We start from the raw sequence: 25,648 nt of genomic DNA, 5'->3' as shown, positions 1-25,648 counted from the left end.
GAAATCGAAAGTATAGGAACAACTGAATTGCCAAGTTTTGTTCCTCAAGGGGATACCATTGTATCATCTCCTTTCAGGACATTCCTGTTAGACCAAGGCTCAGATCCCTAATTTCTTAGAGAAGTTGGGGATTTTTTTGTTCGCAAATGATTCCTTTCTCTAATCTCCGTCTCGCCACCTGCTTAACTGATGAGTTAGGATGACTATATTTTAATCAGGTGATATGAAAAGAATAGAAGTTGAGCAAAGAACTATTTTAATTGGTTTGGCTGGTAGCCACGGCTATGGTTTAAATCGTCCTGATTCCGACTTTGATTATCGGGGAGTATTTATTGCACCTAAAAGGTACTATTTGGGATTTGATCGGATAGAACAAAAAGATGGTGGTTGGGATGAACCAGGAATATTTCCATTCATAGATGATAACAAAGACACAGTTATATATGAATTAAGGAAAATCCTCCAATTATTAGCTGGCGCGAATCCCAATGTTTTAGAATTGCTTTGGTTGAATAACTATCCTTTTTTAAGCGCAGTCGGACAGCATTTAATCGATCGTAAACAGTTATTTTTGAGCAAGAAGGTAAAACATACTTACACGGGTTATGCCTTTGCCCAAATCAAAAAGATGGAAACTCATCGTAAGTGGTTATTAAAGCCACCGCAAAAAAAACCAATACCATCTGACTTTGCTATAGAAGACGAAACACCTCTGAGCAAAGATGAGTTAAATGCTTTTCTGGAGTATCTTTATAACTTAATCAGAGGACGGATTGAATTTTTGGAAGAAGCAGAACAATTATATCAATTGCTGACAGCAGATATTGATTTTAAAGGAGTTTTAAAACAATATACTTTACCCGATGAAACTTTGGAATATACCCAAAAGTTAACCAATAGCCGTAAAGATTTTATCCGCCTGCTTCAAAAAAGTCAAAGCTATCAAATAGCTTTAAGAGAATGGAAAGCTTACTTATCTTGGCAGGAGAATAGAAATCCGGCTAGAGCAGAAATGGAAAGAAAGTCGGGTTTTGACCTGAAACATGGAATGCACTGCATTAGATTGTTACGCAGTGGAGTAGAAATATTGCAGCAAGGTGAAGTGATTGTAGATCGGAGAACAGCTGGTGATGTTGAAGATTTAAAAGCTATTTTAAAAGGTGAGTATTCTTATGAGCAGGTGATGAAAATGGCAGAAGATTTAGTCGCCGAAATGGAAATTGTTTGCGAACAATCTGCCCTACCTCATAAACCTGATTTGGAGCAAATTAATGAGTTGTGTATGGAATTGGTGGAAATGCAAAGATGGAGTCATTAGTCATTAGTCATTGGCTGTGAATAAATGACTAGCTAGAGAGTGTACATTAAGTCAGCAAAGCCATAGAGGCTGATGATGAGTAATAGGAATGCTGTTAGTTGGGTAATTCGTCTCTGAGGTGAAGGGGCGATCGCTTCCCGCACTAAGATAGAAATAGATGCCCCAACTACTAAGCTCAAGCCTAAGATTAAATAGGGTGTGTCGTTGGGTAAAATACTGGCTATTGTCAACATAGCGATCGCTAATAAGAGCATCAATAATTCTACAAACCTGGGCGGGTTGTATTGGCTAGATAGAACAAAGCTGTTGAACCAAAAAGACCAAATTCTCATAGTTAGTGTTGAATTATAAAGTTATGAGTTAGGAGTTAGGAGTTGTGAGTTATATAGTCAGTGCTGAATCCTGAGTTAGGAGTTGTCAGTTATATACTCAGTCTTGAGTGAGGAATTAAAGTTTTGAGTTATGAAGCAGTTTTCCATTCAAAACTCCTAACTCTTTACTCCTCACTCCTAACTTCTAAGCCCTAGCCCCTAACTTTTGACCTGTGCCGTTTTTTTGTGCAGTATCACTTTCTGGTAGTTCGACGCCAAAGACACGGCTAAAAACTTTTGCGACTTTGTAGCCAGAATCAATCGATTCTAAAGGGTCTTTCCGCAGTCTGTGACGCAAGCATAGCGTAATTACGCGATGGATATCATCAACTGTAACTTCAGTGCGTCCTTCATAAGCTGTTAAGGCTTTGGCAGCGCGGTTACTAACAATGTCACCCCGCAAACCATCCACATCCAATTCTGAACAGACTTCAGAAATTTTCACCCGCAGATCGTAGTCAATTTTCACTTCTGACAAAAGCTGTTGAGCATTGACAATTTGCTCTTGCAATGCTTCTTGCTGGGGTTTATAGTTTTCGAGAAATACTGGCGGATTTTGGTCAAAATCCGCACGTTGTTCCACGATTTGCACCCGCAAAGCTGGTTCTTTGACTGTGTGAATTTCTGCGTGCATCCCAAAGCGATCGAGTAATTGAGGGCGTAGTTCGCCTTCTTCAGGGTTTCCAGAACCGACAAGCACAAAACGTGCAGGGTGACGGATAGAAATACCTTCTCGTTCTACAGTGTTCCAACCACTGGCAGCGGAGTCGAGTAACACGTCTACAAGGTGGTCGTCTAGTAAGTTAACTTCATCCACATAGAGAATGCCACGATTTGCCTTTGCTAGCAGTCCCGGTTCAAAAGCTTTGACACCTTCAGATAAAGCTTTCTCAATGTCGATTGTGCCACAAACTCGGTCTTCTGTAGCTCCTAGCGGCAGGTCTACCATTTGGACTTTTTTGTGAGTTATGGAAATTTCCGCCCCTTGTTCTAAAAGTTGGCGGACTTCATCGCTCATCAAGTCGGGGTCGCTAGGATCGCTATTAAAGGGGTCATTAGCAACCACAGAAATTTCTGGTAGCAGATCCGCCAGTGCCCGGATAGTTGTGGATTTCCCGGTGCCGCGATCGCCCATAATCATTACACCACCAATTTTGGGGTCAATCACGTTTAATAGCAGCGCTAGTTTCATTTCTTCCTGGCCCACAATTGCCGTAAAAGGAAATACTACGCGACGCGCACTTGCCGTAGATTGAGCAGTTGGACTCACTAAATTACCTTAACAATATTTTTCTTATTACAGTTCTTTATTGTGACACAGGTAGGGTGTAGGGGAATGTGAAGATCTGGGGGCAGGGAAGGCAGGGGGAGCAGGGGAGGTAGAGGAAGTTAAAGAAGAAAATTTTACCTTGTTCCTCTTGTCTCTTCCCAATGCCCCATGCCCAATGCCCCATTCCCCATACCAAATATCTATTGGGCACAAATGCTTACTAGCTGCGTCAACTATCTTAATTTGTCTGTTTTAGTTTTTTTTGGTGCAAAAGTTCCATAAGCAAGGAACGAACAACTACTAACTCATCAATTCTGTACTAAGCATAAATACTTGTAAACTATATGGTTAGTAGATTCAATCGTAAAAGCGAACAGTGGCTTGTGTGGGTAGCTAATGCATCATTCAAATCCATGAAATCATCATTTTCATTTATTGTTCAAAGTTGGCGTCGACTACTCAAGTCTCTTTTTCCGATTCTTATTTTAATATCGTTTGTTACTGTGTTGCTGTTGGACAGTTTCACCCCTGCGATCACCGAAGGTGGGCGCTTCAGCGCCATCGCACAGATACCCCGTCAGGAAATTCGCGGGGTTTGGATGACCAACAATGATTTTGACACCCTCAAGAATCGCGATAAAGTGCAAGATGCGGTGAGTCAACTGCAACGGCTGAACTTCAACACAATCTATCCTGTGGTGTGGAATTCTGGCTATGTGATGTATCCCAGTGCCATAGCACAACGTGCAGGTATTCAACCTTTTGTCTACAAAGGTTCAGATGGACATGATATTCTTGCAGACCTGATTAACCAAGCTCATCGCAAAGGATTGCTGGTGATTCCCTGGTTTGAGTTTGGTTTCATGGCTCCTCCAACGTCAGAACTAGCAATGAATTACCCGGATTGGTTCACACAAAAGCGGGATGGTAGTCAAACTTCAATCAGTGCGGCTGGTGAGGTGATGTGGCTCAATCCGTTCCTTCCGCAAGTGCAACAGTTCATCACTAATCTTGTGTTGGAAACTGTTACCCAATATGATGCCGATGGCATTCAGTTTGACGATCACATGAGTTTGCCTCACGAGTTTGGCTACGATCAATATACAGTTGCTTTGTACACCAAAGAAACCAAGAATCCTCCCCCAAAAAATCCCCAAGATGCGGCATGGGTAAAGTGGCGCGCAGATAAGATTACGGCGTTCATGGTAAAACTTAATCAAGCTGTGAAACAGAGAAAACCCCAGGCAATTTTCTCTGTTTCTCCTAATTACTATGATTTGGCTTACAAGTTTCACTTGCAAGATTGGCTGAGTTGGATGCGACAAAATATTGTGGACGAGTTAATTGTGCAAATTTATCGTCCGGATCTGAAAAGTTTTGTGGCAAATATTTCCCGCGCAGAAATTCAAGAAGCGCAACAAAGAATTCCAACTGGAGTTGGCATTATGACAGGGTTACGAAATAATCCAGTTCCCATGCAGCAAATTAAGTCTCAGGTGCGGGCTGCCCAAGAAAGGGGTCTAGGCGTAATTTTCTTTTATTATGAAAGTCTTTGGAATGATGCTCTAGAATCTTTAAATGAGCGACAAGCCGGATTTGAAAATCTTTTTCCATCTCCTGCACTCCGCGCCAGAGTTGAATAACTTTTCTGTTTAAGATGATGTTAATGAGTTCGTAAGCTGATGCGCGTCTAGATTGCACATTGCAATTGTTAAAACTGTCCTTTGTCAATGGTCATTTGTCCTTTTAAATACAAATGACTAATGACAACTTTCTCCTGAAGAAGACGCTGCGTGAACACGAGTAAATATACAATTTAAATGCGTAACAGCTTAGTAAAGACTTTAGTCCTTATTTTCTAAGCACTTTAGTGCTTACTACAAACTCTTCATTACTAGCTTGATATAACTTCTTACTTCCCACTCCCTACTCCTAACTCAGCATGGCAATCTTCGACCGAAGTGCGTTGTCGCATGGCACTAACTAAAGCCTTGTAGCTAGACCAATTTTCTTCTAATAGAGTTTTTGCCTGGAGGGTATGAAAACGCAGTTTTTGCTGATAAACTGATTCAGAAAAGCCTAAAATTGTCAAAACTCCTATCAGTTTGCTTTTGTCATCAGTTCCACCCTCAGCATTCTTAAAAACCAGGGTTTCAGCAGCAATACCTGCCATCCAAACAGTGCAGTAGCGGTCTAGCATTTGGGCACTAATTTTACCTACTTCTAGTTGAGATGCTAATTCCCCATCATCAAAGCTAACGCCGCCTTGGCCTGATTGCCCCTGTTTCCAGGCTTCCCAAGCGCTGAGTGTGTAGCCAGTAACAGGAATACCCAACAGGTAAGCAACTAAGAAATGCCCTGCTTCGTGATGGACGATGCGATCGCGGTGTTCACTTGAAAAACCAGCAATCCAATCTAAAAAGATAGTACCACCCTTGCCTTGCAAGCTAAAACTGTCAAAAGTGGCTATTCCCAAAATAGCGAAGGTAGCAAGTGCCGGTACTGTCGGCGACAAATTCAAGAATGGCCCCAGCAGTACCGATAGGGTCATGAGAAAAATAGATATTGCAACTAAATTTAGGGTAGTCTGGCTCATTGAGAATTTTCTGAATCCAACTTAATATTTCTTCATTATGTGGGAATTAATGTATATTATAGAGAGACTTCGACATCGTTTTGCTTTGTTTATTTGGTATATCTGGGTTTAGGTCATTTTTGGTCTTTGGTCTATTTACCTTACTCTGCATGGGTTTGAGGCTTATTTTTCACTCAAAAATCTTTAAGTTCCTTTAATAAATCACAACTCTCCTTGAATAGCACGGGCAATGCTACTGATATGAGAAAGAATACGGCTCATAGCATTAACTATCTCTAAGAGAATGGAACTGGCATTAAGACTGACAGGATCTCCTGAACTCAGATGCTGGAGATGCCGAAGATAAATTTCCCGCTTAAATTGATTGAGCCATTGCCGCTGGGACAATACTTCATCTGCAATAGTTGCGTCTTGTGCAGCTAGCCCTGTTAGTGTTCGTTGTAGCAGTCCTAGCACCTCGCCGTGGTAAGCAACAATGTCGTTCCACTCTAGCTGAGAGAAAGCAATTTGTTTGCGCCGTTTGCGTCGGGCTAATCGCATAAGTTGTCGGTCGATGATGTCGCCAATTGCCTCTAACTCCGTACTGATAGAAAGCAATGTTAACTCCCGTTGTGACTGTTCTGCCGTTAGCAATTCATCATTTATTTGAATCAGATAATGCTTAATAGCCGTTTCCATATCATCAAGCTGGTTATCAAGTGCCCCAATCTGTTTAGGTAAATCTTTTACCCCGTCTTCAAACGCTTGAATACTAAGCTGTAACATCTCTGCGGACAAATCTGCCATCCGCATAACCTCACGCATTGCTTGACCAAGTGCAACGGCAGGCAACATCAATGCATTGGGATCAAGGTAGCGTGCACTTAATTTCTTTTCTGTCTCAGGTTCTGGGAGAAGTCTGGTAGCTAAGTCTGCAAGTAGACTTGCTAGTGGCACAAAAATGATCGCCAATATTAAGTTAAATCCCAGGTGTGCTAATGCTACTTGTGTTGAAGGATTGGGGAGCAAACGAGTCAACAACACTGTCAAGGGATTGAGCAATGCCAGCACCAATACTCCCCCAACAAGCCTAGTACCAACATAGATAAATCCTAGTCGGCGTCCAACAACGCTGCCTCGGTTCAATGCAGTGAGTAAGGGCATGAGTGTTGTACCAATATTGGCACCTAGCATTACTGCCAAAGCCGCTTCTAGTGGGAGGGCACCTCCTCCAGCCAAAGCCATAACAATTCCGATTGCTGCGATGCTAGAGACAAATGCTGCTGCCAGCAAGATACCCAGTAATATCAGTACTAAAGGAGACTGGGAAAGTGCCTGCATAATTTCATTCGTAATCGGATTATCGGCAATAGGAGCGCTACTAGCGTCAATCATTGCTAAACCCTGCAATACCAATCCAAAACTGAATACACCACGACCAACATCCCGCAGTGCCTTATGTCGAGTCAACAGCGCAAACGCTGCCGCTAAACCCAGAAACTCTTGTGCATATTCAGTAATGTGGAACGCCAACAGTTGTACAACCAACGTAGAGCCGACAGCAGCTCCCAGTAGCATGATCACTGCTGCTGTTAAGGGTACTAACTGAGCGCTAACCAGTCCTACCATCACTGAGGCAGTTGCTGTGGAGCTTTGGGTCAGCATAGTTACGATAATCCCTGATATAAAAGCTGCCAGAGGACGCCTTGCCAGCCTCATCATCACCACTCGTAGACGTGAACCTAATGCCCGCTCCATTGCATCAGTAACTAGTCTCACTCCATACAGAAGTAGCGTTGAACCTCCAATTAACAGTATCAAGACTTGTGTGGGATCTTGAGTCTTCAGCATCAGCACACCTAACTTTGCTAACTGACAAAAAATACAGTAAGTTGGTAAACATACTGTAATTAAGAATAAGTTAACATTTGGTTAAATAAATATGGTACAGGTTAATCTTGAGTGCTAAATATGCAAAAGTTCAAGAAAAACAATATTCTTTGAAAAAAATTCAAACTAATACAAGGATCTTCCAGAAAATCTGCGCTCTCTAAATCACAGAGCTTCACGACAACCGCCTGTGTCTGGACTGCGGCGGGCTTGGGGGCGGCTATTGGCTGTGGTTTATGGCAAATGGGATTATACCATTTCACGAAAAATCTGATACAGATGTAACTCCTGAAAGCTTTGCTGGATCTAAGTTTTTTAATTGCGTTAGCGCAGCGTTAGCGAGTCCACGTTAGCTTTTAGCGTCTCGTAGAGAGCGTCATTGTGAATTGGTATTATTGGGAGGGTTGTTGAGCCTGATTATCTCTGTTTTATAACTGTTATGGTAGTCACCCTTACTACTGGCATCAGTCGAGTTTATCCACCTAATAATGAAGCCAGCTTACGGGTGACATCAGTTTTGCTAACTTTAGTCAAAAGATTCACAGCTTGAATAGAGTGTCTGCCCCTAGCACTAAGAGTAGCGTCACAACCGTCACTGTTAGTTCTGCGATCGCTCCCACAATAAAGGGACGTAAGCCTTGCCGCTTCATTTCTCTAAAATCAGTTTGTAACCCCACTCCTGCAAAGGTTAGCAGAAATGCCCATCGGGACAAATTCCCTAAACTGGTAATCTGGTCTTTATTGAAGACGCCAACGGTTGCTAGGATCGAGATTAGCAGAAAACCTAACACAAACTTAGGAAACTTCTGCCACAAGAATTCAGCTTTATTCTCAACATGCTGTGCCTGTCCACGTGCTGCCCAGTAAAGAGCAAACCCTAGAACAACAAACCCAATCATGGCATTGTGAGTTGTTTTGGCGAGTACTGCAATCCTAGATGCTTCATCTGAGTAAAGCGCGCCGGCTGCTGTAGCTTCTGCTGTGTTGTCCACCGCCAGACCTGCCCAAAGTCCAAAAGCATGATCGCTCATGCCGAAGGTATGCCCAATCAGTGGGTAAACAAACAGCCCAAATGCACCTAACGCTAAAATTGCTGCGATCGCAAACGCTGCATCATCGTCCTCGGCTTCGATTGCTCCTTTGCCTGCAATAATCGCAGAAACTCCACAAATAGAGGAGCCGATTGCCAATAAGCATCAGACAGGAAAACAAGCTGTTCACAAGCCTGATGCTCTGAAAAAAGTAGAGGAGTAATGTTTAGTCATGAGTAAAGATATTAAAGCGGTAATTGACGAGTTTCATCAAGTTGTCAATATGACACCCAAGGAACTAGAGTCTTGGTTAGATACGGATGAGTCACAAACTGTCGGGCAAAAGGATGGCGACGATGAGTCAATCGGTCATAAATCTGGACGGCGTATCATCCAGCTATTGCAGAAAAAGGATGATTATACCAACGACGATCTTTCGCAGATGAAGAAAGTTATTAGTTACGTCCACCGTCATCTTGGACAGCAGCCATCGGGTGATTTGGAACACACACGCTGGTGCTATTCTTTGAAAAATTGGGGACACGACCCACTCAAGTAAAGTATCTCATAGCCCGCTATTTAGCTTGGCAAATTCCCGCGATCGCCCTAAATACAATTTTGCGTAAAAGCATAGCATTTTTAATGTAGGGGGATGATTGGCATTGTATCAGGACGGATTAACATTGTATTGGGATGCATTGGCATTGCAGAGGAACGCATTAACATTGTATCGGGATGCATTGGCATTGCAGAGGAACGCATTAACATTGTATTGGGATGCATTGGCATTGCAACCTATTGCCTTTCATTAATTCGCTACAAATTAATGAAATGCTGTACTAAGTGTTTACGCCGCAGAAACCACACAAAAAAAACAGGTTTTTACAGCCGGATTTTAACTCCATATTGCAAAACCAGCCGATCTTGCCAAACTGGTAGCTGCGATCGTAGACTCACAAAAAATCAAGAGGTTAACACCCGCGTGATGCGCAAAACGCAGCACCAACGTGAAAAGAAAATTATTCTTGCAAACGAGCAATTACACAGTGCATAACTTTAATTTCATTAACAATTCGATCCAGTTCTGTCGAGAGCAGAGTTTGTTCTTGAACGGCTTGTAACGTGGGAGTTAAAGTGTTGGAATTGGTAGCAATCTCTGATAACCGAGCAGTATGTAGCTGTTGGATTTGGTTGTGAATTGCTTCAAGATAGCTATCCAGCGCTGGTAATGGTTGGGGTGGCTGTCCTTGCCCAAGGGCATCTGCTAAGTTTTCCAAAACTTGGACAATGGCATCGGCAAGTCGTTTGAGTTCAGTAAATTGGTACTCGCCGCTAAATTCCCGCAGATGTTCTGCCAAAGTTGTTACCGAACTGAAAAAGCCACGAATGTATGCCATCAGCGTCATTACAGGTTCAATTTCTCCCTGAATGTGACGAGGTTCGCTGAACAATCGTTGAGCTGCGGCGTTAGCGTTGACGTTTTCTAGCGCTGCTTGGTGGCGTAGCATGTTGATAGAATCAGCAAACGCATTATCTTCTAGATGGAGATAGTTAGCAATCACCTGTTGAAAGTAAGCAAGATTAGCTCGAATTGTTTTTTCCAATTGTGCAGGAAGTTGCTGTCGTTCCCAACGCGGGAAAAGCAAATAGCTACCAAGCAGGGCTAAGGCACCCCCAGCAAAGCTATCAAAGATCCGTAATACTCCAACCTTCCAGCCACCTGCACTAATAATGTTGAGTAGCAAGATGATGGCGGGAGTAAGTAGTATGGTGAATATACTGTAGCTTAATGGTCGCACCGACATAGCAACAAACACCAGCACCAGGAAACAAACTGCGATCGCCAATTGATTCTTAACTAGTAAAACCAAAATAATACCAATAATTCCACCTAAAATAGTACCGATGACTCTTTGTACTGTTGTCTGTGACGTTCCCCCAAAGTTAGGTTTAAGTGCAACTAAAGCTGTGAGCGTTATCCAGTAACCTCTAGGTAGTTGCAATAGTGAGGCAATTAATTCAGCAAAAGTTGTGATCAGTGCGAGGCGCAACGCATGACGAAAGAGGACTGAATCAAAAGTGAAATTATTTCGCAGCGTATCAATAATTGTAGAACCCTCTGGTTGGGCTGGGGGGGAAATATCTCGCTGGGCAATGCTGTTGCGTAGTTTTCCTTGGCTTAAATCTGTAACAATCTCTGCATCAGTATGAATTTGCTCTGCTATCTTTGTCAGACTGGCTGTAATCTTCCCAAGGTTAACGAGATCGGAATAGTCATCTGTTTGAGCAGTGATGGTTTGATTGAGGACTTGAGAACGCAGAACTTGCCTTTGGTGTTCTAGTGCTTCAAGACTCCGATCAAGATCCCCTAAGTGAGGTGAGTTTTTTCCTTTGGCGATCGCTTGTGATAACATTTGCAGAGCAATTGCCAACTGTTGTATAACTTGCTGAATTTGTTTCTGTAAGCGAGAAAATAGTTGATGTTCGGATGCGATCGCCATTAGTTCATTTAGTGCGACAACAGAATTGACAATTTGATTTACATCCTCAATTAATACGAGTAACTGATTTCCCCGCAGGTTAGCTCCTCTTTGCCTAGTCCAAATAGTTGTCCAGACGCTACGGGCAGATGTCAAGTTCTGAATGAGTGTATCCTGAGCTTGCAAAAATCGCTGTTCCCACTCCTGACGATCCTTTGGATTTAATGCTCTGTGGCCTACCAAGTCCACAAAATTGCTTAATGAGAAATAACAGTTAGCGACTATCTGCATTGCAGGTACATAAGGACGCACCACCCACAGTCCTAATGACAAGACAGTTGTCCATGTTCCACCAGCCAGACATAGCCCACAGTGTTGAATAAGAGTAGGCAAATTAGAAAATGAAGCGAATCTAGCCAGCGCAATCACAAACATAATCGAAGTAATCAAGCTGACAGATGCAGCCACGTTGCCATAGAGATTTGCTAAACCTGTGATAAATATTACCAAGAATGTGGTCGGGACAGCCAACCAAAGATGACTGCTAACCAGACTTGCGATTAGGAACATCACAGTTACCCCAATCGTAGCTGCGATCATCGCAATCGCTCGTTGACGGTAGGCTCCGTCAACATTTACCATCCCAACGAACCAAGCTGCCATAGTAGCGATCGCACTTTCAGCAGCATGACCTGTAATGATGCCAATTCCAATTGGAACACCCAGTATAAAAAGGCTACGCAATCCAGAGGAAAGGGCGGGTTTACCTGGTTGGAGTTGAAACTGCTGCAACAACCAACCCAGAGGACGTTTATCTGTAAATGACATTATGAGACTGGCGACTATAACAAAGCGCGATCACTTCTTACAGCATTTTAGCCAGATATAACAGTGTGGAGGATGGCTGTAATTATGTCTTTTGAGGTGATTGAGTTGCTTAATTTTTGCGATCGCTGGTGCATTTACTGAGAATGACTTCCAGCTCATTCTGTACTTGCTCAAGTTCTTGGTGCTTTTGGTAAATCCACATCTTTTGTGCCTCACGTTGTTCCAAGGTTTCATTGTGAGCTTTTTCCTGCTGTTCGAGGAGATTTTCGTAAAGTGCGATTACTCGACTAGCTGATTCAATAACAGATTCTGAGATAGCGCCTACTGGATTCTCCGATTTTTTCTAAAATTTTCTGCTTTTTGAATTTTCGGCTTGTATAAGTCAATATAAAATTTTATGACTTGATTTAGCACTTCGATTGATCAAGGTGATATCTTTTCAAAAGTAATTAAGCCTTGCATTGACTGCATTTGCCCTATCTCAATTACTGTAAAGCTTTTGGGTTTCGCACCGCAAACTAGCCAAAGCTCAAGTATAAAATAGCATCTAAAAAATGTTGAAGGAGAAAAGCATCATGGCTAAAGTCTACTTAAAATACATAGCATGTATCGACGAGCAAGATCCCCGTGGTGGTGATAATAATGATGAAATCTATTACCTAGTTGAGAGTGGTTCTAAGAAAAATACATTGAGTAATAGTTTTGATGCTGGCGAAGTTATCTACCCAAACAAACTACTCGAAAACGATCCAGCGACTAAAGCAGACCCTCTGTTTTTTTCATTATGGGAAGACGATCCTGGGACTTCTGGCGACGACAAATTTAAAACCATAGACCTAAACCAAACCTTCGGCAGCAGCGACCCAGGCACAATCAAAAACGGCGGAATTTACTTTGATGGAACACCTGGCTTCTATGACTTCACTTTTTCTGGCAATGGCGGCGAGTATGTAATAGAATTTCAGGTTGTATAAATCAGTAAAATTTCCTTGCGTGCTTGTAGCTGAAAATTCTGGCGTTGCTGAATTGAAGTATGAATGAATGTTCAAAATTTCATATCTCAAACTCTTACGCTCTGCGCCTGTGCGTCAGATAAATTCATACTCTTAATCAGCAATGCCATAATAATCTTTCACACCCTATATAAGTTTTGTAAGTAGAGGCTTGGACTCTGCTTACAAAACAGATCAAAATATGAATAAATCCGTTGGCTTTCTTAGATATGGCTCAGATTTTGCAAGTTAAAAATCAAAAAATTCCGACGGAAAAAATTATCAGCTTATTGGCGAGCTATCAGCTATTTCCCCAATTTTTACGTGAGATTATCACTGACCAAGTGATCGCTTCTTTTACCTGTACACTTGAAGAAAAAGCCAGTGCTTGTGAGCAATTTTATCAAAAATGGCAGCTGACTTCCGAGTTAAAACGTCAGCAATGGCTAGAACTATATGAAATGACTCCAGAACAGCTAGAAACTATAGCTATCCGAGAACTGAAAATCGAGAAGTTAAAACAAGCTACTTGGGAACCGAACATTGAAAGTCATTTCCTTAAGCGTAAGTCTTCGTTAAACAAAGTAATTTATTCTTTAATCAGGACAAAGGATGAAGGGCTTGCTGACGAGCTTTATTTCCGACTTCAGGAAGGAGAGCAATCCTTTACTGAACTAGCTCGACAATTTTCTCTAGGGCCAGAAGCAAAAAGCGGAGGTTGGTGTGGACCAGTCGAACTTGGTAAAATCTCCTCAAAGCTAGCACAAATGTTGTATGGCAGTAAAGCGGGTCAACTATGGCGTCCTACTCGTTTAGGAGAATGGCTGGTGATTGTAAGACTAGAGATACTTATCCCAGCTTTACTAGATGAATCAATGCGCCAGCGACTGCTAGATGAACTCTTTGAAGCCTGGCTAGAAGAAAAATTAGTTGAACTGACCAATGGTGGCTGGATCTCCCTCGATTGACCTCGAATTAAATTTGCTCCAATATAAAATCACTCAAAGACTACTGTTCTATTCCCATATACTAATACACGATTTTGTAAATGCGATCGCACTGCTCTTGCTAATACAACTCTCTCCAAATCTTTGCCTTTTCTCACTAAATCATCCACTTCATCACGGTGACTGACTCGTACCACATCCTGTTCAATAATTGGGCCTGCATCTAAATCAGGAGTAGCATAATGGGCTGTTGCACCAATAATTTTCACACCACGCTCAAAAGCTCGGTGATAAGGATTTGCTCCGATAAAAGCGGGTAAAAATGAATGATGTATATTAATAATTTGCGGAAATTGACTAATAAAATTTACACTAACAATTTGCATATATTTCGCCAAGACAACTAAATCTATTTTGTACTGCCGGAGTAATTCTAGTTGTTGGGCTTCTTGTTCTGATTTATTGTCTTTAGTGATGGGAATGTGTTGGAATTCAATATTAAATTGCTCTGCCACTACCTTTAAATTGGAATGATTACTAATAATTAAAGGAATTTCAGCAACAAATTCTTTAGCGCGTTGTCGCCAAATTAAATCAAATAGACAATGGTCTTGCCGACTTACCCAAATAGCAATGCGTGGTACTGTATCAGAAAAACGTATTTCCCATTTAGCACCTAAAGGTTGAGCGATCGCATTAAAAGCAGGAGCAATAAATTCTCGCGGCAAATTGAACCCATCTAATTGCCATTCAATACGGGTAAGGAATAACCCAGCAGCAAAATCTGTGTGCTGGTCTGCATGGATAATATTACCACCGTTAGAATAGATGAAATTGGCAAATTTTGCCACCAATCCTCGTTGATCGGGGCAGGAAATCAGCAATGTTGCTGTCGGATTTGTCATATAGTATCGCCAGATTTTGAATTAATTATTTGCTGTTCGTCGGAGTCGGATTGGGAATGGTAAGCGGAGGAAGTTTCTGACTATTATCTACAGGTTGTTTCCACTCTGATAATTCCCGATTTACAGCATTTGCAAAATCTGTAGATACCAACAGCACATTTATATTACCATCAGGTTTTACAGCAGGGTCAGCTTGAGCATACAATAAACGACCGTTAAAGTTAGATTTACCTAAAATTAGCTGATGGCTTTGTCGGTTTTTCAGAGTGATATTAATAGTTGCTTGGGGTGGAGCTAAGGCAAATTCTCCAAGCTGTTTTGCAGGAGTTGATAAAGTAGGTTCACTATTACCTTTGACCAATAAATCCATTAAATAAGAAACAATAGCGTCATTTGCTGGGCCCGATATGGGAGATTTGATTAACCACTTGGGCTTACTAGAAGATTCAGGGTTACGTTCCAGATTCAGGGTGAGTTTTTTTGTATTGACTGTTAAAGATTGCACATCATCTTCTCCAAAAGAGAAAATTTTCTGCTTTTGCTCCTTGATTTGTTCTTGCACAGTTGCACCCCGAATTTCATGGAAGTAAACAAAACTACCTAAACCTAGCGCTAGCAGTATCAAAATTAAAGTTGTTCGCGGCAATTTCATTTTTTAGTCATTTGTCATTTGTCATTGGTCAAGAGTTAATATTTATAACTCCTAACTCCTAACTCCTAACTCTACCGTCGTTTCCACCAAATAATAACTGCGATCGCAAATCCGATTAGAGGTAAAAGCAACAGAGATGACAATATTAAAAGATTAGCTTGTGTAGTTGTCAGGGTTATCCGCCGATTTTTCGGTTCTTTGGGACGAATGGAAAGGGGTTGCTCATCCTGTTGACTCAGCCAAGTAACTGAGTTGAGGAATACATCTCCATTTAATTGCTGTTGAAACAAACCATCAGTGGCGAAATCGGAATTTCCTAAAACTACTAACCGTGACTCGGTAGCTGTTTGAGATGAGGCAGCAGGGGAAGGAGGGGCAGAGGGAGCAGGGGAAGCAGGGGAGGTAGGGGAAGCAGAGGAAGTGGGGGAAGGAGGGGCAGGGGGAGTGGGGGAAGTCTTGCTTTGAGTGGTTGGCGATGGTAGAGGTAAGGCTTGCGGAGTCTTGGGGGAAGGGGAAGGAGTAGGGCTAGTCTTGCTTTGAGTGGTTGGTGATGGTAGGGGTGAAGGTGTGGGTGAAGCTTGGGGAGTAGAAGTAGATTTGGGTGTTTGTTTTCTTGTTAAAGCAACGCCCAAGGTTAAAGGGCCTTTGAGGTCTTTATCTGCATTAAACTCCAATTTTTCGCTTTGGAGGTCGCTTTCTGCCCAACTACTGGGGTAGGGTTTGGTTCGTAGCAGTGGAGTAGCCTGAACACCAGGCACAGACGTAATTTCCAGTGGGCGGGCAATCGGATAAAAAGAATTGCCGTTACCGAAATCTTTGGTAATTGGATGTTGCCCGTATTCTGTTACTAAGGGCGCAGCAGGGCCAAGTCCCACAACGCTTTCACCAGAGACATCGACTGCTAAACGATTATCCAGACGAACACCCCACTCTTGTAGCAAGCTGTTAAGTTTGGGATCGGTATTAGGATCAATCATCAGCAGTAAGTTACCGCCGCGATTAAGGTAGTCTTGCAAAGCTTTGACTTCACCCTCAAACAGTCCTCGTTTGGGGCCAGCTACTATCACTACAGCTGCATCTTGAGGAACTTTAGAAGTTTCTCCTAAATTCAGGGGTGATGTTGTGAAATTTTTGTCGCCTAATCCCTGAACTGCTTGTGATATTGCATCTTTACCAGGTGAAAGTTGGCGTTCGCCATGACCTTGCAGTAAGTAAACTTTGGCTGTATTTGAATTTGTTAGTTGTTGCAGGCGACTAGTTAATCTGATTTCTGACAAGCGCTCATTTTCATTTATTGCTTGTACTAATTGCCGTTTATCGCCAGATTCTAAATAAACTTCTCCATAATCTTTAACGCCAAACTTTTCTGCAAGTCCTGGCCTAGCTTGGGGATCGATATACTCGTATTTAAATTTTGAGCTTTGGCGTTGATAATTTTCTAGTAGTTCTCGGTCTTGGGGATTTTGGTTAACATCAAACACCCACACTTTAACAGGCTGTGGCAAAACCCTTACTAATTCACGTGACTGGGGTGCAAGGGTAAATAATTGAGCCTCTGTTAAGTCTGCCCGCAAGTGATAGCGAGTTCCCAAAAAGTTAATCAATCCCAAAATTGCCAATACTGCCAGAGTTGCCACTAGGGCATTAGTCCCAGCTTGGGTAGAACGACGGTTCCACCAGTTACTCTGGTAGCTTTGCCATATTATCCCCAACCCACTGATGACAATTCCCGCAATTAGAAATACTAATGGAATTAATCCCCACTGTTCAGAGACTAACCCAACTGTTAAGCCGACAGTAATTAGGAACGGGCCCAACCAAAACAGATATTTCCACAGTTTCTTTTTTGCAACTAGTTTCATATTTGTCATTTGTCATTGGTCATTGGTCATTTATTATTTGTCGTTGGTCATATATCACAAATTAGTGACAAGTAAAAATATATGCACGAAAATTGATTGATTAAATAAAAATTAGCAAGACAACTGAATCAATGGCAACAAAGCGGTTTCAATAATTACAGGTGTATCAATTATCAGAACAATTAGCAGATTTTTTGCAAAAGATACGATTGGTAAACAAATTGTCCGTTCGGCAGATAGTATCGGTGCCAATATAGCGGAAGGTGTAGGAAGAGGTAGTTTTCAAGAAAATAGACGTTTTATCAAAATAGCGAGAGGTTCTTTGAATGAAACTCAACATTGGTTAAAACGAGCTTATACTCGTAATCTTTTAACTAACGAACAAATAAATGCAATCAAAACAATCATTAACAAACTAGCACCAAAATTAAACTCCTACCTAAACTCAATTGGCAATGTACCAGATGACAAATCACCAATGAACAATGACAAATGACAAATGACAAATAACTATTGCCTTTGAAAGCGCAGAGCATCAATTGATTGAGCTGTAAGAAAGATTCCCAAAAAAATGTAACTGGCGAATAAAATCAAGGCGCTAGTATCAAAAATCCCTTGGATTAATGTGTTGTAATGTTTCAGCAACGACAGATAACCTAAAGCTTCGCCTACGGGGCCAGGGACAATTTTGGCGATTAAATCAATCAATAACAATAATAAGATTACTGCAAAGGTAAAAACGGCAGATAGAATTGTGCTGTCTGTTAATGAAGAAATAAACATTCCTACAGATAAAATTGCCGCTGCTAGTAAGATTAATCCAACATGACCCAGCAAGGGAATTGAGGGTGTCATTGGTGGATTTGAGCCGCTGATAGCGATCGCTTCCAACACTAACATAGGTACAACAATTGTGATAAAAAATGTGATCACGCCTAATAATTTACCTACAGCTACTGCCCAATTGGTGATGGGTGAGGTGGCTAATAATTCTAAAGTGCCCCGCTTCCGTTCTTCGGCATAGAGTCCCATCGACAGTATGGGCAGAATAAACAACAATAGCCATCCCATACGATCTAAAAATGCTCGGATAAATTCGTAAGGGACATCTATCGGTGGTACTGGTACTCCCAGTTGTTGCCCTTGTGCATCTATTGCCGCAACTCCTACCAAAATGCCGTCTGGCCCTAGCAAAATCATCACGAAGAATAACCCGGCGATGAACCAAAATATGCCTGCGATCGCATAAGCCAAAGGCGATACAAAATAACTCTGTAACTCTCGGCGATAAATGGCAATAATATTACTCAGCACTATACCCATTTATGCTGCTTCTCCTTCGTTGTCTGCTGCTAAGTCTACCTCAGGATCGAAATTCTTTTCTTCTGTGGTTAGTTGCAAGAATACGTCTTCTAAGGTGGCATTAACCCGCCGCAGTTCATGTAAACCGAATCCTGCACGCACTAAGGTTGTGGCAATATCGCGTCCTGGTTCTTTTCCAGGTTGCGATATCACCCGCAAGTAAGCGCGATTTTCCTGGGGTTGATGGCTATGTATTCCGGCTGTGGAAATTGATTCTATCAGGCTCACACCCGCAACTTTTTGCAATACCTGTTTCGCTAGAGCAGCTTCTCCTTCTATTTCCAATTCATATCCTGAACCGCCTGTCAACTGAGTCATCAGAGTTTCTGGTGTATTAGTTGCCACAACTTTACCGCGATTGATGATGGCGACGCGGCTACAAGTCATACTTACTTCTGGCAGAATGTGCGTGGAAAGAATAATTGTGTGAGTACCAGCAAGGCTTTTAATTAAATTCCGCACTTCAATTATTTGTCGGGGATCGAGTCCGACGGTGGGTTCATCCAAAATGATTGCTGGGGGATCGTGGACGATCGCTTGAGCAATTCCTACTCTTTGGCGGTATCCTTTGGAGAGTTTGCGGATAATCACCCGTCGCTTGTCTTCTAAGTTGCAGCGTTCGATGGCGGCTGTTACCTTATTAGTGCGATCGCCTGCTGGAACTCCCTTAATTCGGGCGACAAAATGCAAAAATCCCTCCACCGTCATGTCTGGATATAACGGCGGTGTTTCCGGTAAATAACCAATCCGTTGGCGCACAGCCAGAGAATTTTCATGGACATCATAACCAGCAATCCGGGCATTCCCATTGGTTGCCGGTAAATAACCAGCCAGAATCCGCATGGTTGTGGTTTTACCAGCGCCATTGGGGCCCAACAACCCTAAAATCTCCCCAGGCTCGACGCTAAAGGTGACATCAGTAATCGCTGGGGTAGAGCCGTATATTTTACTCAGATGTTCAACTTCAATCATCGGTATAGTAGCGATCGCAAATTTATAGAATACCCAACAATCTTAGATCACGATATTGGGTATCGGGGATTGGCACTAATGATTCGCCGACAATGGGTAAAGTTCCTGAAAATTGAGCTTCATCTCAGGAGAATAGGAATGTAATTCTTCTTGGGAGCTTCTGCTTCCGTGAGAATACCATGTTATTTGAGGGATCAACGCGAAAATATGAGGTGTTAAAACTCAAAACGGAAATAGGCTATTTCAGGATGCAATCGTACTTTGCACCAGAGGCAGGAATGCGATCGTTATTTGTATATAAAAATTTAATGCACTTGTAGCGTTTCCACTCTGTTGACCAGAAAGAAAAAGGTACAAGCCCCTAAATTTATTTATAGAAAATAAAAAATATGTATGTAGCGACGCGTAGTGCTTCTTGCACTACGTCAGTTGACTCAAGCCCCCTCATTTATGCGTGGGGAAAGAAATTGCGAATGGGCGAAAAAGCGAATTGGTTTGACCATTGTTACAAATGTGCTAACTTAGTTTAGTGATTGCGGCAACAGGCAATTTAATAGAGTATTGAAGGTAGAAATGCGCCTGCTGGCTCGTTGTACAGTCCCATAGTCATCAATGTCATTGGTCGAACTATGTGCAATCCTCTTTCTAAGCACCAGTGCAATAACTCAGTATTGCGCGTTGGCAAGAGAAATTCTGATTCAGAAATAGCTGTTGCAGCGCTCAGTAATGCTTTGAGGTCTTGATTACTGTGTGCAACTGCGTGTCCATCCAAGCTAAGTACAGTTATATATCCTGTTATGCAACCGTTATGTTCAACTACTGTAAGCGTTTGCTGCTCAATTGCATCAAGTAATTCGATCTGGCGAACATGACCATGAACTTGAAAACAGAGTTGGTTGCAGATATCGATATCTGCTGCGGTTGCTTTACGAACCACATAGCCTAAAACTTCAAGTTGAAGCGCCGTACCTTTTATAACTGCAAGCGGTTCTCGCACACGAAATCCGAGTTTAGTATATAAGGATAATGAACTACTATTATAAGCAGCTTGCACTAATCTGACACCTGCAAACTCCTGCTGCCGTGCGTAATCTAAGACGTATTGCATGAGATGCTTACCAATTGAACGTCCTTGTGTTATGGGGTTAACAGATAGCGGCCCAATTCCAGCAATTGCCCCATTATTCCAGAGAAAATTACTGCCCACAATATGTCCATCTAGCTGCGCTACAACCGAGTAAATATTTTGACGTTTAAGTAGAGATGAAAACCACTCAATTGTAACTTCAGGAGAAGCCCAGTCTATGGGAAAATTATATTGGTCATGGAGGATCTTAAACGCTTGATCACAGATTGAACCGCACTCATGAGCGTCTTCAATCCTTCCCTCTCGCAAAATGAAGTTTGTGCTTTTCATAATAGGTAGACTAGCCGTTTCAAGATAGTAAACCATTAAAGGGAGATGCATTAAAAAAATCAAAGGCAAAATAGAAACGTAGCGCGAGATTTATTAATAAAGATATGGCTGCGGCAAGACTTGTGTGTACACCGTAGTCTTAAAAGGAGAGAGGAATGAAAGTGAGGCTTTTCAAATGCCATGAAACAATGGCATTGTCAGTCAAAACAATGGCATTGTCAGTCAAAACAATGGCATTGTCAGTCAAAACAATCGCATTGTCAGCCGAAACAATCGCATTGCAACTCTAAAAGACCTGTGTGTACACCATCACTTTACAAACAAAGAGGCTTTCTAGACAAGAGTAAACAGTCAGATTAATAATAGCTGCCAGATTTCCGATGTTCCAAAGCCGTGACACCATCATTTTCCAACACTTTACCGTGATTGATGACGGCATAGATTAACCATCGATCGCCACATTCAAGCTGATTTTGCACTGTACATTCTAAATAGGCTAATGCCTCATTCAAAATCAAACAACCATTCAGAGCAGTTTTTGTGGCAAGATTTGCAAAGGGATTATCTCCTAAAGTGCTATGACGAGAAAAATAGCGGCGGACATTTCTTCCTTCTTTGAGAATATTTAGCACAAATTTATCGCCAGGATGATGCATTAAATCTGCATTTTGCTCGTTAGCGATCGCAATCATAATCCCTGGCGGGTTAAAAGTTGCCTGCGATACCCAAGAAGTTAAAACCCCTTTGTGAGTTTCTTGATCGCGAGTTGTCACAACACACAGAGAACCAACGATCCGCCCCACCGCTTGTTCAGTACGATCTACATGGCTTTCTGTGACAATCTGGCGAGAAGTCCGCAGTTTTTTGGTTTTCTTCAAGTTTTGGGCAAAGGAAGCACCGGCTTGTTGACATTGCTGGAGAATCTCAGGAGTCGGACTGAAACGCACCCGAATTGTTTCAAATCCTAGTTGATAATTTGCATCTTTGAGCTTGCTTTCGATTAAATCTATTGCCTCGCCACTCCAACCGTAGGAACCAAACACCCCTGCTAACTTAGTTTTAGCTGCCACCGAGAGAACTATTCCTAAAGCAGTTTGAATTTGAGTCGGTGCATGGCCGCCTAATGTGGGTGAGCCGATAATCAAACCATCACAGGTTTCTACAATGCGGTTAATCTTCCCAGAATCGGCTAGTTCGCAGTTGATTGATTCTACATTAACTCCATTTTGGATCAAACCTTGAGCGATCGCATTCGCCAGAATTGCTGTATTTCCATAAGCAGAAGCATAAAGCAAAGCAACACTCAACTCTTGAGATTTTTGCCCTTGACACCATTGACGGTAATCATAAGTAAAACGACTAAGGCTGTAACGGACAACTGGCCCGTGTGCTGGGGCATAACATCTGGCTCCTAAAACCGACAATTTATCTAAGGCTACTTCAACTTGTTTGGCTTGGGGCGCATGGAGACATTCAAAATAGTAACGACGTTCCACGTCTAATCCCTTCCAATCTTCATCAAACAAAATATCTTCGCAAATATGGGCGCCGAAAAGTTTGTCTGTGTAGAGAACTTTTGTGGCGGGATCGTAGGTACAAAGTCCATCCGCCCAGCGGGGAGTTGGTACGGTGATAAATGATAGAAGATGTCCTTGCCCTAAATCTAGAGTATCCTGCGATCGCACCGCTTGAATGCGTGAATCCCATTCGAGAAAGGCGGTTTTGAGAGCATTGACGGCGGGGCGAGAACAAATGAGAGTAACTTGAGGAACCTGAGAGAGCAATATTTGCAGAGTTGATCTGCGGTTGGGGTTGACATGACCCAGAACAATGTAATCTAAGGTAGTGAAGTCTAAATGTTGTGCAAGTTGCTGAAGGTAAATTTCGGTAAAAGATTCACCAGGAGGGTCAATTAAAGCCTTTTTATCAGCTTGAATCAGATAAGAATTTGCTGTAGTTCCCCGTTGGCGGGAATATTCTACCTCAAATTTTAATCTGTCCCAAGTCCGCGATCGCAAAATCAGAGTATTTTTACCAATTTCAGCAACTTGTACATCTCTAGGATGGCTGGTAGTTAAAGTATTTGCAGACATAATAACCTCTCTTAATAATGGGGTATTGGGTATGGAGGATTAGACATCTGGTGAAATTAAATATGCGTTATTCAGAACCCTTGTAGAGTTGTAGCACTGCTACGTCTCTACATTGTTTTTCACTCCTATGTCTAATGACCGTTAGTTTGTGTTAATTCAGACTTGGCTAGGTTTCTATAGCGTTTAGATACTTCTTGTTCTGGGTCAATACCTTCAAAAGTCGGGGGTAGCCAAACTCGGAGGAACAGTAGTATTCCCAAAACTAATAAAAAGGCACAAGTTGCTAAAACTTGACTCCAACTTGCTTCTAGAACACCTTTAACAATGACTTCTCGCAAGGCAGAAACGATGGAAACTTCAACAGCTACTCCAATAGATACTCGATGTTCCTGTAGATAAATAATCAGCAGTCGAAATAACTCAACTAAGATGAGTAAAAAGAGAATATCAGCAGTAACAGCATGAAAATCTAAAGGTGGAAGTAAGGAAAGAAACATATCTTTCACCTGAAGCGCCATGAAGCTAAATAAACCAATACACAAACAAATCACAATCATATCTTGGATAAATTCCAAGGTTCGCACGACGCGTCCTCGATTGATTTCGTACATATTAATTGAGGTATTTTCAACAGATTTATACATATTTTTTTTGAGTTGTAGAGACGTGATTTATTGCGTCTGTGGGGAGCAGTAGAGCAGGGGGAAGAATAATAAAATTACCTTTTTCCCCTCTGCTTCTTCCCAATGACAAATGACCATTTAGTAATGATTGCCAATTTTACGGTGATGGGCGGCGGTAAGTGCATTTAGCTTGGCAACTCTTCCAGTTTGGACTATGCTATAAATTACCCAATGATCTCCACAGTCCATGCGGCTAGTAATTTCACATTCCATGTAAGCTAAAGCTTCAGCTAAAACGGGCGATTCATTGGTAGCTGGATATGTTTTCACTCCAGCAAAGCGATCTGCACCAGGAGCAAAACGTTTCAGGAAATGTTTCATTAATCCTTGATATTTGCCTTCTTCTAAAACATTTAAAACAAAGCGATCACCAACGTGCATTAAGGATTCAATTGCCCGATCTTTGGATACTGCGATCGCTACTCCCAAAGGCTCAAGACTTGCTTGTGTCACCCACGAAGCCAGCATTGCACTCTGAATTTCTCCTTTTTTAGCAGTGATAATATACAATCCTGTGCTAATACGCCCTAAAGCTTTTTCTAGCTCAGTATTGATAGATTTGATTTGTTTTATGGTGCGGTCGCGGGTCAACCATTGACCCATATCTGTCCCCGCTTCATCACAAAGTTGTTCCGTTGCTTGGGTAGGAATTTCCTTAACTAAGACAGGTGGAAAAGCTTCAGTTAATCCCAATTCTTGAAACTTATTACGTAAAGGATAAATGGGTTCATCTTCTCCCCCTCCTGACTCTAATAAACCAATCGCTTGTTTCTTGTGAACAGCAGCTAAAATCGTACTTAAAGCTGCTTGAGCCATTACCGAAGATTGGGCTGGCATTGCAATTATTAAACCAGAGGCTTGTGCAACTAATTCTCGAACTTCTTGAGGCTCAGCACTATTAAAGTCTACTAATTCTATTGCCACGCTTGTTTTCGCGCACCCATGTGCTATGGTACGGACTAAATGCTCGCTATGCCCGTAATCTTCAACATAAAATAGAGCCACTAAAGTTTCTGTTTTTGCTTGTTCTAAACTCCAGTTTTGATACCGTCCGAGCCATTCAGAGATATAGTGTTGTAATAAAGGGCCATGTCCTGTAGCAACAATTGCTATTTCTAACTTTTCAATCCGCTTTAAAGCTGCCAAAACAGACCGAGCATTAGGCCCCATGAGACAATCATAATAATATTGAAAATCCTCCTCTATCAAGGTAATATTTTCATCATAGGTGTGGTCATCACAGTAATGCATCCCAAACACATCGCAAGTGTAGAGTGTGGAAGTTTTATGGTTATAGGTCAATATTGTGTCAGGCCAGTGTAAGTTAGGTGCAGAGATAAATTCTAATTCGTGTCCGTTGCCTAAATCTAATCGCTCTCCACTTTTCACCTGCATTGATTTAAAAGGCTGGTGAACCATATTTTCTAAAAATTGAATAGCTACCTTTGCACCAACAACAGTAATTGAGGGAGCTAATTGCAAAATATCTTTCACTAAGCCACTGTGGTCCGGTTCTGTGTGGCTAATAATTAAGTAATCTATCTTAGTTGGATCGATTAATCCCGTCACTACCTCAAGATATAATTGCTCAAACTTGTGGTGAGATGTGTCAACTAAGGCAATTTTCTCTCCTTGAATTAAGAAAGAATTATAGGTCGTACCATTGCGTAAATCAAACTCGATGTCAAAACGTTCTCTATCCCAGTCTAGACAACGGATAGCTGTCGTTTGAGGAGCAATTTCAACAGTTTGAATCGTCAAACGTCCTGGGCTGGGAGTAACTTGAGTAAGCTCTATGAGTGCAAGCATTTGTTCTCTCCAAAAAGATTCTTATCTGAAGCAAATGTTATGTTTCTTATATTTACCTGAAACACTTAATTAGTAAAATGCCAATTTCTAAAGCTAATCATCAGAAATTTTTATTCGTCATTTAGCTTGATTTACCATTGAATTGCTCAATGTTTATCATTACTTTTATCTTCAATAATGGATGTGAGAAA

General features: G+C 41.8%; 22 protein-coding genes and 1 pseudogene. 7 read left to right on the top strand and 16 right to left on the bottom strand.

The features are described 5' to 3' along the window. Window positions 1-223 precede the first annotated feature (223 nt). Window positions 224-1,318, top strand: a complete 1,095-nt coding sequence (locus V7K89_RS22195; RefSeq protein WP_335190956.1) for a nucleotidyltransferase domain-containing protein — start codon at window positions 224-226, stop codon at window positions 1,316-1,318. A gap of 32 nt (window positions 1,319-1,350) precedes the next feature. On the opposite strand, the gene V7K89_RS22190 is transcribed toward V7K89_RS22195, so the two are convergent. Both V7K89_RS22190 and bchI read right to left on the bottom strand, forming a co-directional pair. Beyond that, complete coding sequence (locus V7K89_RS22190) at window positions 1,351-1,650, bottom strand: hypothetical protein (RefSeq protein ID WP_335190954.1); 300 nt, start codon at window positions 1,648-1,650, stop codon at window positions 1,351-1,353. Window positions 1,651-1,834: 184 nt separating this feature from the next. Further along, window positions 1,835-2,959: a magnesium chelatase ATPase subunit I gene (gene bchI / locus V7K89_RS22185; protein ID WP_335190952.1), complete on the bottom strand. Its 1,125-nt coding sequence runs from the start codon at window positions 2,957-2,959 to the stop codon at window positions 1,835-1,837. A 344-nt stretch (window positions 2,960-3,303) separates the two neighbouring features. On the opposite strand from bchI, the gene V7K89_RS22180 reads away from it, so the two are divergent. Continuing rightward, window positions 3,304-4,602, top strand: coding sequence for a glycoside hydrolase family 10 protein (locus tag V7K89_RS22180; RefSeq protein ID WP_335190950.1), 1,299 nt, complete (start codon window positions 3,304-3,306; stop codon window positions 4,600-4,602). A gap of 269 nt (window positions 4,603-4,871) precedes the next feature. Here V7K89_RS22180 and V7K89_RS22175 read toward each other — a convergent pair whose 3' ends face one another. The 3 genes from V7K89_RS22175 to V7K89_RS22165 form a co-directional block, all read right to left on the bottom strand. Continuing rightward, the gene (locus V7K89_RS22175) at window positions 4,872-5,555 is read right to left on the bottom strand and encodes an ATP-dependent Zn protease (protein ID WP_335190946.1); all 684 of its coding nucleotides are present in this window, start codon (window positions 5,553-5,555) and stop codon (window positions 4,872-4,874) included. Between the two features lie 201 nt (window positions 5,556-5,756). Next, entirely contained in the window at window positions 5,757-7,385 is a 1,629-nt protein-coding gene (locus V7K89_RS22170) for a Na/Pi cotransporter family protein (protein ID WP_335190944.1), read from the bottom strand. A 578-nt stretch (window positions 7,386-7,963) separates the two neighbouring features. Then, complete coding sequence (locus V7K89_RS22165) at window positions 7,964-8,614, bottom strand: YeiH family protein (protein WP_335190942.1); 651 nt, start codon at window positions 8,612-8,614, stop codon at window positions 7,964-7,966. A gap of 73 nt (window positions 8,615-8,687) precedes the next feature. Between V7K89_RS22165 and V7K89_RS22160 the strand changes: the two genes are divergently transcribed. Further along, window positions 8,688-9,014: a DUF3140 domain-containing protein gene (locus V7K89_RS22160; RefSeq protein ID WP_335190940.1), complete on the top strand. Its 327-nt coding sequence runs from the start codon at window positions 8,688-8,690 to the stop codon at window positions 9,012-9,014. Window positions 9,015-9,094: 80 nt separating this feature from the next. Here V7K89_RS22160 and V7K89_RS22155 read toward each other — a convergent pair whose 3' ends face one another. Both V7K89_RS22155 and V7K89_RS22150 read right to left on the bottom strand, forming a co-directional pair. Continuing rightward, window positions 9,095-9,238: a hypothetical protein gene (locus V7K89_RS22155; protein ID WP_335190938.1), complete on the bottom strand. Its 144-nt coding sequence runs from the start codon at window positions 9,236-9,238 to the stop codon at window positions 9,095-9,097. A 236-nt stretch (window positions 9,239-9,474) separates the two neighbouring features. Then, window positions 9,475-11,763, bottom strand: a complete 2,289-nt coding sequence (locus V7K89_RS22150) for an FUSC family protein (RefSeq protein ID WP_335190936.1) — start codon at window positions 11,761-11,763, stop codon at window positions 9,475-9,477. Window positions 11,764-12,338: 575 nt separating this feature from the next. On the opposite strand from V7K89_RS22150, the gene V7K89_RS22145 reads away from it, so the two are divergent. Both V7K89_RS22145 and V7K89_RS22140 read left to right on the top strand, forming a co-directional pair. Further along, window positions 12,339-12,737: a hypothetical protein gene (locus tag V7K89_RS22145; protein WP_335190933.1), complete on the top strand. Its 399-nt coding sequence runs from the start codon at window positions 12,339-12,341 to the stop codon at window positions 12,735-12,737. 233 nt (window positions 12,738-12,970) lie between these two features. Next, window positions 12,971-13,723, top strand: coding sequence for a peptidylprolyl isomerase (locus V7K89_RS22140; protein ID WP_335190931.1), 753 nt, complete (start codon window positions 12,971-12,973; stop codon window positions 13,721-13,723). Window positions 13,724-13,752: 29 nt separating this feature from the next. Here the strand turns inward: V7K89_RS22140 and purU are convergent, their stop codons facing one another. From purU to V7K89_RS22125, 3 genes are all read right to left on the bottom strand, one after another. Then, complete coding sequence (gene purU / locus V7K89_RS22135; protein ID WP_335190929.1) at window positions 13,753-14,607, bottom strand: formyltetrahydrofolate deformylase; 855 nt, start codon at window positions 14,605-14,607, stop codon at window positions 13,753-13,755. 25 nt (window positions 14,608-14,632) lie between these two features. After that, window positions 14,633-15,259 (bottom strand): DUF4340 domain-containing protein, encoded by a 627-nt coding sequence (locus V7K89_RS22130; protein ID WP_335190927.1) that lies wholly within the window; start codon window positions 15,257-15,259, stop codon window positions 14,633-14,635. 71 nt (window positions 15,260-15,330) lie between these two features. After that, on the bottom strand, window positions 15,331-17,121 hold the full coding sequence (locus V7K89_RS22125; RefSeq protein WP_335191036.1) for a GldG family protein: 1,791 nt from the start codon (window positions 17,119-17,121) through the stop codon (window positions 15,331-15,333). 161 nt (window positions 17,122-17,282) lie between these two features. Here V7K89_RS22125 and V7K89_RS22120 point away from each other — a divergent pair. After that, window positions 17,283-17,617, top strand: a pseudogene (locus V7K89_RS22120) (four helix bundle protein). Between the two features lie 14 nt (window positions 17,618-17,631). Here the strand turns inward: V7K89_RS22120 and V7K89_RS22115 are convergent. The 3 genes from V7K89_RS22115 to V7K89_RS22105 form a co-directional block, all read right to left on the bottom strand. Beyond that, a complete protein-coding gene (locus V7K89_RS22115) occupies window positions 17,632-18,444 on the bottom strand; it encodes an ABC transporter permease (RefSeq protein ID WP_335190925.1) in 813 nt (270 codons plus the stop codon). After that, a complete protein-coding gene (locus tag V7K89_RS22110; protein ID WP_335190923.1) occupies window positions 18,445-19,455 on the bottom strand; it encodes an ABC transporter ATP-binding protein in 1,011 nt (336 codons plus the stop codon). A 550-nt stretch (window positions 19,456-20,005) separates the two neighbouring features. Next, the gene (locus tag V7K89_RS22105; RefSeq protein WP_335190920.1) at window positions 20,006-20,872 is read right to left on the bottom strand and encodes a GNAT family N-acetyltransferase; all 867 of its coding nucleotides are present in this window, start codon (window positions 20,870-20,872) and stop codon (window positions 20,006-20,008) included. A 155-nt stretch (window positions 20,873-21,027) separates the two neighbouring features. On the opposite strand from V7K89_RS22105, the gene V7K89_RS22100 reads away from it, so the two are divergent. Beyond that, the gene (locus tag V7K89_RS22100; protein ID WP_335190918.1) at window positions 21,028-21,162 is read left to right on the top strand and encodes a hypothetical protein; all 135 of its coding nucleotides are present in this window, start codon (window positions 21,028-21,030) and stop codon (window positions 21,160-21,162) included. A gap of 66 nt (window positions 21,163-21,228) precedes the next feature. On the opposite strand, the gene V7K89_RS22095 is transcribed toward V7K89_RS22100, so the two are convergent. The 3 genes from V7K89_RS22095 to V7K89_RS22085 all read right to left on the bottom strand — a co-directional run bounded on the left by V7K89_RS22095 (window position 21,229) and on the right by V7K89_RS22085 (window position 25,457). Further along, complete coding sequence (locus V7K89_RS22095; protein WP_335190916.1) at window positions 21,229-22,965, bottom strand: diflavin flavoprotein; 1,737 nt, start codon at window positions 22,963-22,965, stop codon at window positions 21,229-21,231. 131 nt (window positions 22,966-23,096) lie between these two features. Further along, window positions 23,097-23,609 (bottom strand): phosphate-starvation-inducible PsiE family protein, encoded by a 513-nt coding sequence (locus V7K89_RS22090; protein ID WP_335190914.1) that lies wholly within the window; start codon window positions 23,607-23,609, stop codon window positions 23,097-23,099. Window positions 23,610-23,726: 117 nt separating this feature from the next. After that, window positions 23,727-25,457, bottom strand: a complete 1,731-nt coding sequence (locus V7K89_RS22085) for a diflavin flavoprotein (protein WP_335190912.1) — start codon at window positions 25,455-25,457, stop codon at window positions 23,727-23,729. Window positions 25,458-25,648: the final 191 nt, after the last annotated feature.

Source organism: Nostoc sp. (assembly GCF_036917515.1).
Lineage (GTDB): Bacteria > Cyanobacteriota > Cyanobacteriia > Cyanobacteriales > Nostocaceae > Nostoc.
Note: the sequence above shows the minus strand (reverse complement) of the source record. Positions and strands in the feature narration are given on the sequence as shown.